The sequence below is a fragment of the Poseidonocella sp. HB161398 genome (genome assembly GCF_005870025.1).
Classification (GTDB): Bacteria; Pseudomonadota; Alphaproteobacteria; order Rhodobacterales; family Rhodobacteraceae; genus Mangrovicoccus.
On the sequence record NZ_VATA01000044.1, the window covers coordinates 45,631 to 57,867 of the forward strand.

The 12,237-nt window shown below is 70.5% G+C and carries 10 protein-coding genes and 1 pseudogene; 1 reads left to right on the plus strand and 10 read right to left on the minus strand.

The features are described 5' to 3' along the window. Positions 1-80 precede the first annotated feature (80 nt). The 5 genes from FGX59_RS25985 to FGX59_RS26005 are packed head-to-tail and all read right to left on the minus strand — an operon-like array spanning position 81 to position 4,607. The gene (locus tag FGX59_RS25985) at positions 81-776 is read right to left on the minus strand and encodes an ABC transporter ATP-binding protein (RefSeq protein WP_138470040.1); all 696 of its coding nucleotides are present in this window, start codon (positions 774-776) and stop codon (positions 81-83) included. Continuing rightward, a complete protein-coding gene (locus FGX59_RS25990; protein ID WP_138470041.1) occupies positions 776-1,525 on the minus strand; it encodes an ABC transporter ATP-binding protein in 750 nt (249 codons plus the stop codon). Before FGX59_RS25990 ends, FGX59_RS25985 begins: the two co-directional genes overlap by 1 nt. Beyond that, positions 1,522-2,490: a branched-chain amino acid ABC transporter permease gene (locus FGX59_RS25995; protein WP_138470042.1), complete on the minus strand. Its 969-nt coding sequence runs from the start codon at positions 2,488-2,490 to the stop codon at positions 1,522-1,524. Before FGX59_RS25995 ends, FGX59_RS25990 begins: the two co-directional genes overlap by 4 nt. Further along, on the minus strand, positions 2,487-3,407 hold the full coding sequence (locus FGX59_RS26000) for a branched-chain amino acid ABC transporter permease (protein WP_138470043.1): 921 nt from the start codon (positions 3,405-3,407) through the stop codon (positions 2,487-2,489). Before FGX59_RS26000 ends, FGX59_RS25995 begins: the two co-directional genes overlap by 4 nt. Before the next feature lie 39 nt (positions 3,408-3,446). Then, positions 3,447-4,607: an ABC transporter substrate-binding protein gene (locus FGX59_RS26005; RefSeq protein ID WP_138470044.1), complete on the minus strand. Its 1,161-nt coding sequence runs from the start codon at positions 4,605-4,607 to the stop codon at positions 3,447-3,449. A 159-nt stretch (positions 4,608-4,766) separates the two neighbouring features. Between FGX59_RS26005 and FGX59_RS26010 the strand changes: the two genes are divergently transcribed. Further along, entirely contained in the window at positions 4,767-5,546 is a 780-nt protein-coding gene (locus FGX59_RS26010; protein ID WP_138470045.1) for a nitrilase-related carbon-nitrogen hydrolase, read from the plus strand. A 1,064-nt stretch (positions 5,547-6,610) separates the two neighbouring features. Here the strand turns inward: FGX59_RS26010 and FGX59_RS26015 are convergent. The 5 genes and pseudogenes from FGX59_RS26015 to FGX59_RS26035 all read right to left on the minus strand — a co-directional run. Continuing rightward, positions 6,611-7,747 (minus strand): M20/M25/M40 family metallo-hydrolase, encoded by a 1,137-nt coding sequence (locus FGX59_RS26015; RefSeq protein WP_138470046.1) that lies wholly within the window; start codon positions 7,745-7,747, stop codon positions 6,611-6,613. Next, positions 7,744-8,904 carry a M20 aminoacylase family protein gene (locus tag FGX59_RS26020; protein WP_138470047.1) on the minus strand — a complete coding sequence of 387 codons (1,161 nt, stop codon included), beginning with the start codon at positions 8,902-8,904 and terminating at the stop codon, positions 7,744-7,746. The genes FGX59_RS26015 and FGX59_RS26020 overlap by 4 nt, the downstream gene beginning before the upstream one ends. Beyond that, positions 8,891-10,411, minus strand: a complete 1,521-nt coding sequence (locus FGX59_RS26025) for a M81 family metallopeptidase (RefSeq protein WP_138470048.1) — start codon at positions 10,409-10,411, stop codon at positions 8,891-8,893. Before FGX59_RS26025 ends, FGX59_RS26020 begins: the two co-directional genes overlap by 14 nt. Before the next feature lie 18 nt (positions 10,412-10,429). Further along, positions 10,430-12,052 (minus strand): ABC transporter ATP-binding protein, encoded by a 1,623-nt coding sequence (locus FGX59_RS26030; protein WP_138470049.1) that lies wholly within the window; start codon positions 12,050-12,052, stop codon positions 10,430-10,432. Position 12,053: 1 nt separating this feature from the next. After that, a pseudogene (locus FGX59_RS26035) lies at positions 12,054-12,237 on the minus strand (ABC transporter permease); the annotation flags it as partial.

Consider the following 12,237-nt stretch of genomic DNA (forward strand, 5'->3'; position numbering starts at 1 on the left):
ATCCTCCGCTTCTGGCGCGCCGTTGCAGGATTAGCGCTACCATTGCCGGGCCTGCAACGTTCGTTGCGGTCGCACCCGGCTCAGGCGTGAAGGTAGCGGTCGCGGATCGCCGGATCGGCCATCAGCATGGCGCTGTCGCCGGTCCAGACGGTGCGGCCCTTCTCGATCACCACATGGCGGTCGGCGAAGCGCGACAGCGCCTCGACATTCTTGTCGACCACCAGGATCGCCTCGCCCTCGGATTTCAGCTGCGCGAGGCAGGCCCAGATCTCCTCGCGGATCAGCGGCGCCAGCCCTTCGGTCGCCTCGTCGAGCACCAGGAGCCGCGGATTGGTCATCAGCGCGCGGCCCACGGCCAGCATCTGCTGCTCGCCGCCCGACAGCTCGTCGCCCATGTGGCGGCGGCGCTCGGCGAGGCGGGGGAAGAGCCCGTAGACGCGCGGCAGATCCCAGCGCGCGGCGCGGCCGCCGCGGGCGGTGGCGACGAGGTTCTCCTCCACCGTCAGGGTCGGGAAGATCTGGCGCCCCTCGGGCACCAGCCCCAGCCCGGCCCGGGCGATCCGGTGCGGCGGGGCGTTCGCCATCTCCTGCCCGCCGATCCGGACATGCCCGCCACGCGCGGGCAGCAGCCCGAAGAGCGTGCGGATCGTCGTCGTCTTGCCCATGCCGTTGCGTCCCAGGAGCGTCACCGCCTCGCCCTCGGCGACGGCGAGATCGACGCCGAACAGCACCTGCGCCGAGCCATAGCCGGCCTCCAGCCCCTCGATCGACAGCATCAGCCCGCCTCCTCGCCCAGATAGGCGGCGCGGACCTTCGGGTCCTGCCGGATCGCCTCCGGCGCGCCCGAGGCCAGGATGCGGCCATAGACCAGCACCGAGACCCGGTCGGCGAGGGCGAAGACCGCCTCCATGTCATGCTCGATCAGCAGCATGGTGATCCGCCCCTTCAGCCGGGCCAGCAGCGCGACCAGCACCTCGGCCTCCTGCGGGCCCGTTCCGGCCAGCGGCTCGTCGAGCAGCAGCAGCCGCGGCTCGCAGGCCAGCGCGACGGCCAGCTCGAGCTGGCGCTTCTCGCCATGGCTCATCGCGCCCGCGGGCCGGCCGGCGCGGCCGGCCATGCCAACCTCCTCGAGGCAGGCCATCGCCGCCTCGTTCAGCGCGCGCTCCGCCGCGACCGGGCGCCAGAAGCGGAAGGAGCTGCCCGAGCGGCCCTGCACCGCCAGCGCGACATTCTCCAGCGCGGTCATGGCGGGCATCAGCGTGGTGATCTGGAAGCTGCGCGCCAGCCCCAGCCGCAGCCTGGCCGGCATGTCGAGCCGGGTGACATCCCGCCCGCCGAAGCGGATGCTGCCCCGGTCCGGGGCGAGCTGGCCGGAGAGCTGGGCGATCAGCGTCGTCTTGCCCGCGCCGTTCGGCCCGATCACGGCATGCAGCTCGCCCGCCGCGACCTGCATCGACAGATCGTCGGTGACGCTCAGCGCGCCATAGGCCTTGCAGAGCCCGCGGGCTTCGAGCAGCGCGGTCATCGGCCCTCCTCCGGCAGCAGGCGGCGGATCAGCCCGGTCAGCCCGGCCGGCGACCAGAGCACGACGCCGAGCAGGATCAGCCCGAAGCCCAGCCGCCAGTGCTCGGACCAGCCGGCCAGCAGTTCCTCGAGCGCGACGGTCGCCAGCGCCCCGGCCATGGCGCCCGCAAGCGTGCCGATCCCGCCGAGCAGCAGCATGACGATCAGCTCGCCGGAGCGGGTCCAGGCCATGTAGGCCGGGGAGACATACTCGGTCTGGTTGGCCAGCAGCACGCCCGCGACCGAGCAGATCATGCCCGAGATCACATAGGCCGCCAGCCGGTAGCGGAACGGGCGGAAGCCGATCGCCTGCATCCGCAGCTCGCTTTCGCGCGTGCCGGCCAGCGCCCGGCCGAAGCGCGAGCCCGCCAGCCGGTGGAGCAGCCCGAAGGCCGTCGCCAGGCAGGCCAGCACGACGTAGAAGAAGACCGTGTCGTTCTCCAGCAGCGGCCGGCCGAAGACGGTGGAGCGCGCCGCCAGCGTGGTGCCGTCATCGCCGCCATAGGCGGAGAGCGAGACGAAGAAGAAATAGGCCATCTGCCCGAAAGCCAGCGTGATCATGATGAAGTAGATGCCGCGGGTCCGCAGCGAGATCGCCCCCGAGACCAGCGCGAAGAGGGCGGAGGCCGCCGCCCCGGCCGCGATCTGCACGAAGAGGTCGGTGATGCCGTGGCGCGCGCAGACCGCCACCGCATAGGCGCCGAGCCCCAGATAGGCGGCATGGCCGAAGCTGACCAGCGCGCCGAAGCCGAGGATCAGGTCCAGCGACAGCGCGGCGATGGCGAAGACTGCCATGCGGCTGGCCACGACCGTCAGGAAGGGATCGCCCGCCAGCGCCGCGAGCGGCGGCACCAGCGCCATGAGCGCGATCAGCGCCAGCGCGGCCTTCGCGCGGCCGCTCATGCCGCGCTGCGCAGGGCGGCTCATCGCGTGCTCCTCCCGAAGAGGCCGTTCGGCCGCCAGGACAGGATTGCCGCCATCAGGAGGTAGATCAGCATCGGCGCTAGCACGCGGCCCGCCTGGGCGGCGGCGGCCGGGTCCATCACCATCTTCAGCCAGATCGGCCCGAAGATGCGCCCCACCGTGTCGGTGATCCCGACGAGCAGCGCGCCGGCGAAGGCGCCCTTCACCGAGCCGACCCCGCCGATCACGATGACGACGAAGGTCAGGATCAGGATCTGGTCGCCCATGCCGGGATCGACCGACAGCACCGGCGAGACCAGCGCCCCGGCAAAGCCTGCCAGCATCGCGCCGAGCGCGAAGACCAGCATGAAGAACTTCGAGATGTCGGTGCCGAGCGCCGCCACCATGGGCCGGTTCGAGGCGCCCGCGCGCAGCAGCATGCCGACGCGCGTGCGGGTGATCATCGCCCAGAGCCCGAGCGCCGTCGCCAGCCCCGCCACGATGATCGCGATGCGGTAGACCGGATAGCGCAGCGGCCCGGCCAGCGGCACGGAGCCTGACAGGAGCTCGGGCATGGCGACATTCAGCGGCGCCGAGCCCCAGAGGATCTTCACGCCTTCGGAGAGGATCATCATCAGCGCGAAGGTCGCCAGCACCTGGTCGAGATGCGGCCGGTCATAGAGCCTTCGGAAGACCAGCCATTCCAGCACCAGCCCGACGACCAGCGTCGCGCCGAGCGCCAGCGCGAGCCCCAGCCAGAAGCTGCCCGTGGAGAGCGCGAACATCGCCATCAGGTAGGCGCCCAGCATGTAGAGCACGCCATGGGCGAGGTTGATGAAATCCATGATCCCGAAGACCAGCGTCAGCCCGGCGGCGACGAGGAACAGCAGGATGCCGAATTGCGCCCCGTTGAGGAGCTGGAGGAGGAAGAGATTGGCCATGGCTGAAGCGGGCGGGCCGGTCGGGGCCCGCCCCCGGGATCACTCGGCGGCGCAGGCGCCGGCATAGGCATCGACATAGTCGGCCACGACCAGCTCCTTCGCGGAGGTGGCATAGGCGCCGTCCTCGCGCTGGACCACCTCGGTCAGGTAGAAGTCCTGCACCGGGAACTGGTTCTGGCCGAAGGCGAACTTGCCGCGCACGGTCGGGAAGTCGACGGTCTTCAGCGCGTCGCGCAGGGCGTCGCGGTCCTCCGTTCCGGCCTCGGCGATGGCGGCATCCATCAGCATCACCGCGTCATAGGCATAGGCGGCGTAGCTGGCCGGCACCCGGCCGTATTCGGCGACGAAGGCCTCGACGAATTCGGCATTGCCCGGCGCGTCCAGATCCGGCGCCCAGGAGCCCGAGGAGAACATCCCCAGCGCCGCGTCCTGCATGGCCGGCAGCGTGGTCTCGTCGGTGGTGAAGCTCGACATCATCGGAATGCCCGAAAGCCCGGCCTGTGCGTACTGCTTGACGAAATTCACCCCCATGCCGCCGGGCAGGAAGGCATAGACCGCATCCGGCTGGAAGGCGGCGATCTGCGCCAGTTCCGCGGAATAGTCGAGCTGGCCGAGCTGGGTCAGCAGCTCGGTCGTGACGGTGCCCTCGTAGGTGCGCTTGAACCCGCCCAGATGGTCCATCCCGGCCTGGTAGTTCGGCGCGATCAGCACGACCGAGCCGTAGCCCGCGGAATTGGCGTATTCGCCCATCACCTGGTCGGGCTGGTCGTTCTGGTAGGAGACGACGAAGATGTCGGGGTTGCAGCCCTCGCCGGCGAAGACCGATGGGCCGGCATTGGGCGACATCAGGAAGGCGCCGCCCTCGGTCACCGGCCCGGCGATCGCGGCCATCACGTTGGAGAAGATCGGGCCGATCACGAACGCCGCGCCGTCGCTTTCCACCAGGCGGCGGGCCTTCTGCGCGGCGATGTCGGGCTTGCCCTCGGCATCGGCGATGATGAATTCCGCCTCCTGCCCGCCGAGCGTGCCGCCCAGCGTCTTCAGTGCCAGCAGCGCGCCGTCGCGGGCATGCTCGCCCAGCACGGCGGGCGGGCCCGAAAGCGTCATCAGCACCCCGACCTTGACCGGTTCGGCCAGGGCGGAGAGGGGCGCGAGGGCGGTCGCCCCGAGCGCGAGGGCGGTCATCGTCGATTTCATCATGTCTTTTCCCCGTCGGTCGATCTGCCGGGCGTCTTGCGGCCCGTCTCATCTGCATTTGTCGCGTGGCGCGGCCGGAATGGCGAGGTGCCAACCGGCCGCAGGGCGGCAGCTTCGCAAGGCCGCGCTTCCCCCGCGGTGCCGGGCGCGCTAGGCAGGGGCATGAAACTCGCGCTTCTCCAGATCTCCGCCGCGACGGCCTCCGCCGAGGAGCGGCTCGACGCGGTCGAGGCCGCGCTGGCCGCTGCCGCCGCGCAGGAGGCCGCGCTCCTCCTCGTGCCGGAGCTGCTGCTGCCCGGCTACAACTGTCCCGACCTGCATGCCACCCTGGCCGAGCCCGCGGGCGGGCCCTGGCAGCTGGCGCTGGCGGAGATGGCGCGCGTCCACGGGGTCGGGCTGGCCTATGGCTGGGCCGAGCGGGCCGAGGGCGCCGTCTGGAATGCCGCGACGGTCCTGGGGCCGGAGGGGGTGCAGCTGGCGCATTACCGCAAGATCCAGCTTTTCGGCGAGATGGAGCGCGCGAGCTTCCGCGCCGGGACCGGGGCGCCGCCGGTCTTCGAGATCGCCGGGCGCCGCTGCGGGCTCCTGATCTGCTACGACATCGAGTTTCCCGAACATGCCCGCGGGCTGGCGCGGCGCGGGGCGGAGGCGATCCTGGTGCCGACCGCCAATCCGGCGGGGTTCGAGCATGTCCAGCGGCTCCTCGTTCCGGCGCGGGCCTGCGAGAACGGCATTTTCGTGGCCTATGCGAATTACTGCGGCACGGATCGCGGGCTGGATTTCGGCGGCGGCTCGGTGATTGCCGGGCCGGATGGCGCGGCGCTGGCCGCGGCCGGGACGGGCCCCGCGCTGATCGTCGCCGAGCTGCCGGAGCTCTCGGCCTATCCGGCGGAGGCGGTCTCCGCCCAGCTCGCCGATCTGCGCCTGCCCGGGGACGGCTGACGCGTCTGGCCCTCTGCGGGCGCGCCATTGAGATGTCCCCCGGGTGTTCCGGTCCGGGCGGCGGGCTCTGGCAGGCGGATGACGGGTCGGGTCGCGCCGGGAAGCGCTCGGACCGGTCCGGCAGCCAGCCGGGAGGGGGCCTTTGCGATGCGAGCTGGTCGGGTCAGGTCCTCCCGGTCCGGGCCGCCGCATCCTGAACGCCGCGTCTTGCGGCCGGACCTGTCCGACCATCGCTGCAAGTGGAGGATTACCCGGACCGGCGGCACCGGCTGCCAGCCGGAAGAGCCCGTGCGGTGGCCGTTGGTTCAAGTGACGACGCTCGACCGGGGACGGGACATCCCGAAATGCGTACCGCGGAGCAGGACCGGCCCGGCGCGCGACACGGGGCATCCGCCGCCCTCGGTTGGCAGGCTCGCTGCCGGAACGGCAGGCGCCGCGCCATGGGTCGGCAGATGCCGATGGGCGAGACCTCCCGAGGGGCAGGCGCGCGGCGCGTCGACCGCGGCGCCGCTCGTTCGGAGAAATGGTGCCCAGTCGGGGTCGGGAGATCCTGAAACATATGTCGGGAGCAGGCCGGCGCGGGGGGCGGGGCATCTGCCGCCTTCGGTTGGCAGGCTCCCTGCCGGAACGTCAGGCGCCGCGCCATAGGTCGGCAGATGCCGATGGGCGAGACCTCCCGAGGGGCAAGCGCGCGGCGCGTCGACGGCGGCGCGGCGCGGCTCGTTCGGAGAAATGGTGCCCAGTCGGGGTCGGGAGATCCTGAAACATATGTCGGGAGCAGGCCGGCGCGCGGGGCGGGGCATCTGCCGCCCTCGGTTGCAAGGCTCTTCGCCGGGACGGCAGCCTTGCGTCATCGGCCAGGCATCTGCCGATGGGCGGGAGCTCTGGCGGCGCGGGCGCGCGGCGCGGCGGCGAAGGACGAAGGACCCGTCCGGCGCAGATGCCGGAGAGCGGGCAGCCAGTCCGCCCGCGGACGGGGCGCTGCCCTCCGGCGGCGGCCCGGCCGTTCCGGCGGACCGGGCATCGCCCCGCCCGCCGGAGAGACCGGGCGGGCGGGGCAGGGATCAGGCGAGGGTCGTCAGCATCCCGGCCATGATCCGGGTGCGGGGGACGATGAAATCCTCGTCGATATGCTCGGTCAGCGTGTGCAGCCCGTCGCCCTTGACGCCGAGCGAGCAGAGCGAGGGGATGCCGAGCGCGCCGGTGAAATTCGCGTCCGAGCCGCCGCCCTGGCTGCGATGGGGCATGTCGAGGCCCAGCTCGGCGGACAGGGCCTTTGCCTGCTCGTAGAGGAACATGGTCCCGGACTGCCCCGGCTCCCACACGGGGCGGGTGACGCCGCGGGTGACGGTGAAGCGCACGCCGTTGCGCTCGCCGGTCAGGGCCAGCATCCGCTCGATCCCGGCATCCAGGTCGGCCTGCTCCTTGGCCATGGACAGGCATTCCGCCGAGGCGAAGGAGGGCACGCAGTTCACCCATTGCCCCGAGGCGATGTTGTTGCACGAGAAGGTGCAGTCCTCGGTCGTCATCTCCTCGATCTCGATGATCCGCTTGGCCAGCTCGCGCACCGCCGAGATGCCGCCCTTGACGTTGGCCCCGGCATGCGAGGGCTTGCCCTCGGCCGCCAGGTTGAACCGCGCGATCGCGTAGCGCCCGGTGCAGACGCCGTTATCGGGATGGGCGGGCTCGGGGCAGAGCACGTATTTGGCGCGCTTCGCCTCGGTCTCGATCAGCATCCGCGTGGCGGGGGTGCCGATCTCCTCGTCGGGGGTGAAGAGCGCGACGATCGGCAGGGGCGTCTCGATCCCGGCCTCCTGGATCTTGCGGATCGCCTCCAGCGTGATGAAGTTGCCGCCCTTCATGTCCTGGATGCCCGGCCCGTAGACCTTGCCGCCCTCGCGGCGGAACGGGTTCTTGGCCAGCGTGCCGACCGGGTGGACGGTGTCGAGATGGCCGGTGATCATGATCCCCGGCTCGCCCATCTTCGGATGCGGGAAGCGCGCGCGGACCGAGCCGCCGAGCCCCATGATGCCGGGGATGCGTTCCACAGTGGCGCCGAGCTCGGCGCATTTCATCTCCGCCAGATCCATCATCCGGTCGACGGCGGCGCCGTCCCAGGTCGGGCTTTCGCACTCGATCCAGGGCTTCATGCCGGCGATGATCTCGTCGGTGTCGAAGGCGAGGTCCTTCCAGATGGTCATGCCGCGGCTCCGCGCTGGGTCACCAGGTTGGCGTAGATCGAGGCGCCGACCGGCAGGATCGCGTCGTCGAGGGTGAAGCCCGGATTGTGCACCGGCACGCCGCCGGAATGGCCGACGGTGCAATAGGCGCCCGGCACCACGCGCAGCATGTCGGCGAAATCCTCGGAGCCCATGACCAGCTCGGTCGTCAGGCCGGATTTCTCCGCGCCCACGACCGGCGAGGAGGCGGCGAGCACCGCTTCGGACAGGCTGTCGTCATTGACCAGAACGTCGAAGACATTGCGGATGTCGACCTCGATCTCGCAGTCATGCGCCAGCGCCACGCCCGCGCAGATCGCCCGCATCCGCGCCGAGATCAGCTCGCCCACGGCGGTGTCGAAGAAGCGGATCGTGCCGCCGAGCTCGGCAGTGTTCGGCACGACGTTATAGGCGTCGCCCGCGTGGATCTTGGTTACCGAGACCACGGCCGGGCTCGTCGGGGACACATTGCGCGAGACGATCGACTGCAGCTGCTGGACCAGCGCGGTGGCGATCACCACCGGGTCCTTGGAATCCTCGGGGCGGGCGCCGTGGCTGCCGCGGCCGGTGATCTTGATGTCGAAGAAGTCCGAGCCCGCCATCGCCGCGCCCTTCTTCACCCGGACATTGTCCGGCGTGTCGTAGGGGGCGTTGTGCATGCCGTAGATCTCGTCGCAGGGGAACTGCTCGAAGAGCCCGTCGGCCAGCATAGCGCGCGCGCCGCCCAGCCCTTCTTCGGCCGGCTGGAAGATGAAGACGGCGGTGCCGGCGAAATCGGGGTTCGCGGCGAGGTAGCGCGCCGCGCCGAGCAGCATCGTGGTGTGGCCGTCATGGCCGCAGGCATGCATCACGCCGGGGGTCTTCGAGGCCCAGGGCAGGTTGGTTTCCTCGTGGATCGGCAGCGCGTCCATGTCGGCGCGCAGCCCGATCGTCCTGCCGGGCTTCGCGCCCTTCAGCACGCCGACCACGCCGGTCCTGCCCAGGCCGGTCGTGACCTCGATGCCCCAGCTCGTCAGCTTCTCGGCGACGATGGCGGAGGTGCGGACCTCCTCGAAGCCGAGCTCGGGGTGCTCGTGGATATCGCGGCGGATCGCGGTCAGCTCGTCGGCAAAGGCGGCGATTTCCTCAATGACCGGCATCTGCGGTCTCCTTCGTTGCGTGGTCTTCTGGTTGGAATGCGGGGCCCATGGCGCCCATGCGGATCCCCGGGCGCAGCCGTTCCCAGGGCAGGTCCCCGGGGTCGACGGCCATCGGGCCGGGCGCGGCGCAGGTCAGCAGCGCCGCGGCGATCGGCTCGAAATCGGCGCGGAAATGGACGGAGCTCTTCACGATCAGGATCGGCTCTTCCTCGGGGATGATGCCGACCTGGCGGAACATCCCGCGGTCGGCCATCTGCGCCTTGGCCGAGACCAGCGCGATCCTGAGATCGCCGAGGCGCAGGCAGGCCGAGGGGCCCATGCTCATCGTCTTGCCGCGGTAATAGGGGCCCTGGGCGGTGAATTCCCCGTCCGAGAGCGCCTCGACCAGGAACTCCGCCTCGAAGGGCGCGTCGCCGGGGATGCCGGCCTGGCCGCCGATGGCGAGGGTCACGGTCGCGCCGGTCCCGGCCTCATGCGCCGCGAGCGCCGCCGCCGGGTCGTAGAGATTTCCGATGGCGCCCTTCGCGCCGGCCTCGGCCATGGCGCGGATCATGCCGGTCGTGTTGCTGTCGGCGCCCGCGCCCGGATTGTCCTGGGTGTCGGCGATCACCACCGGCGAGGTCGCCGTCTGCGCCAGGCGCAGCGCCTCGGCCACGCCTTCGCCCGGGGGGTAGACCTTGCCGCGGAACTGCGGCTCCGCCGCCTCGATCGCCGCCATCAGCGCATCGGCGGCCGCGTCGGCGCCCTCGCCATAGGCCAGCACGGTCATCTGGCATTCCGGGAAATCCGCCGCCGGGAAGCCCATGTTGAAGCTCATCTCGCGGGCCTCTCCGGCCAGCGCCTCCATCTGTGCATAGAGCCCCTTGGCGGGCTCGGCCGAGGTGCATTGCCAGGCGATGGCCGAGAGATAGGGCGCGGTGCGCATCGCCTTGGCCGGGCGCGGGCCGGCCAGCATCTTCGACAGGGCGCGGGCGCCGCGCAGCCCGGTCTCGGCCATGTCGACATGCGGATAGGTGCGGTAGCTTTCCAGCACGTCGGCGCGGTCGAACATCTTCTCCGTCACGTTGGCATGCAGGTCGAGGCAGACGACGACGGGGATGTCCGGGCCGATCCGGTCGCGCAGGCGGCACAGCAATTCGCCCTCGCCGTCGTCGAGATGCTCGGTCACCATCGCGCCGTGCAGGTCCAGGAACACCCCGTCCAGCGGCATGGCCGCGGCGATGCGGTCGATCATGTCGCCGGCGATCCGCTCGAAGGCGTCGCAGGTGACATGGGCCGAGGGCGAGGTCGCGGCGAAGATCGTCGGGATCAGGTCCCAGCCCTCGGCGCGGCCGTGGCGGATCGCGCCGGAGATGGCGGCATTGACGTCGGCGAGGGTCTCGGTGATGTCCTCGCCATGCAGCATGCGCCCGGCGCCGCCGCCATGGACGAAGTCCTGATAGGTCGCCTTCGACGGAGCGAAGGTATTGGTTTCGTGCAGGAAACCGCCAATGGCGATACGGGGCACGGGGGTTCTCCTAGTTGCTCAGGCGGCGACGGGGCGGAAATTGGGGAAGTCCCAGTCCCGGCCCGGCGCGGCGGCCAGAAGCGATTTCGTGTAATCGTGCTGCGGCGCGCCGAGCACGGTGGCGGTGGGGCCGTACTCGACCACCTCGCCGCGCTTCATCACCGCCACCTCGTCGCAGATCTGGGCGGCGACGCGCAGGTCGTGGGTGATGAAGAGGATGGCGATCTGGGTCCGCTCCTGGATCTCGGTCAGCAGGTCCAGCACCTGCGCCTGCACCGAGACGTCGAGCGCCGAGACCGCCTCGTCCGCGACCAGCAGCTCGGGCTCCATGGCCAGCGCCCGGGCGATGGCGATGCGCTGGCGCTGCCCGCCCGAGAACATGTGCGGATAGCGCTTGGCCGATCCCGCGGGCATGCCGACCAGTTCCAGCAGCTCGGCCGCCTTTGCCGCGGCCTCGGCGCGGGGCATGCCGTAGTTCATCGGCCCCTCGATGATCGACTCCTCGATCGTCAGCCGCGGGTTGAGCGAGCGGTAGGGGTCCTGGAACACCATCTGCAGCTTCTTGCGGAACGGGTGCAGCCCGCGCGGGGTCAGCCCGGCGATCTCCTGCCCGCCGACGCGGATGCCGCCCGAGGAGGGATCGATCAGCCGCATCACGCAGCGCGCCACGGTCGACTTGCCCGAGCCGCTCTCGCCGACGATGCCCAGCGTGCGCCCGGCCTTCAGCTCCAGCGAGACCGCCTTGGCGGCATGGGTCGTTGCGGTCTTCGACAGGAACCCGCCGCCGCCGTAGATCTTGTTCAGCTCGGTCACCTGCAGCGCGAGTTTCGCGCTGGCGACGGGGCGGGCGCTGCGCGGCACCAGCGAAGGCACGGAGGAGAGCAGGCGGCGGGTGTAGTCCATCTTCGGCCCGGCGAGGATCTCCATCACCTTGCCGGTCTCGACCATGTCGCCGCGGTTCATCACGTAGACCCGGTCGGCGATCTCGGCGACCACGCCCATGTCATGGGTGATGAAGAGGACGGCGGTGCCGTGCATTTCCTGCAGGTCCTTGATGAGCTTCAGGATCTGCTTCTGCGTGGTGACGTCGAGCGCGGTGGTCGGCTCGTCTGCGATCAACAGCCGCGGCTCCAGGATCAGCGCCATGGCGATCATGATCCGCTGCCGCTGGCCGCCGGACAGCTGGTGCGGATAGCTTTTCGCCACCCGCTCGATATCCGGCAGGCCGACCTGCTCGAGGATGTCCATCACCTTGGCATGGCTCTCGGCATTGGACAGCTTGGTATGCGCGGCCAGCACCTCGGCGATCTGCTCGCCGACCTTGATGACCGGGTTCAGCGCCGTCATCGGCTCCTGGAAGATCATCGACATGCGGGTTGCGCGGCGGTCGCGCAGCTCGGCCGGGGAGAGCTTCAGCAGATCCTCGCCGTCGAGCAGGATCTCGCCGCCCGAGACCTTCAGGGCGCCCTTGGGCAGGAGGCCCATCGTCGCGAGCGAGGAGACCGACTTGCCCGAGCCGGATTCGCCCACGAGGCAGACGGTCTCGCCCGCCTCGATGGTGATGGAGATGTCGCGGACGACGGTGGCGCCGTCCCTGGTGTCGATGGCGACGGTCAGGTTCTTGATGTCGAGAACGGGCATGTCAGGCCTCCCTCTTGCCCATGCGGGGATCGAGGATGTCGCGCGCGGCATCGCCCAGCAGGTTGATCGACAGGATGCAGAGCGACAGGGCGAGGCCCGGCCAGAAGATCAGTTCGGGCTTCAGCCGGAAGTAGATCCGCGCTTCGGCCATGATGTTGCCCCAGGTGGGCGTTTCGGTGGAGACG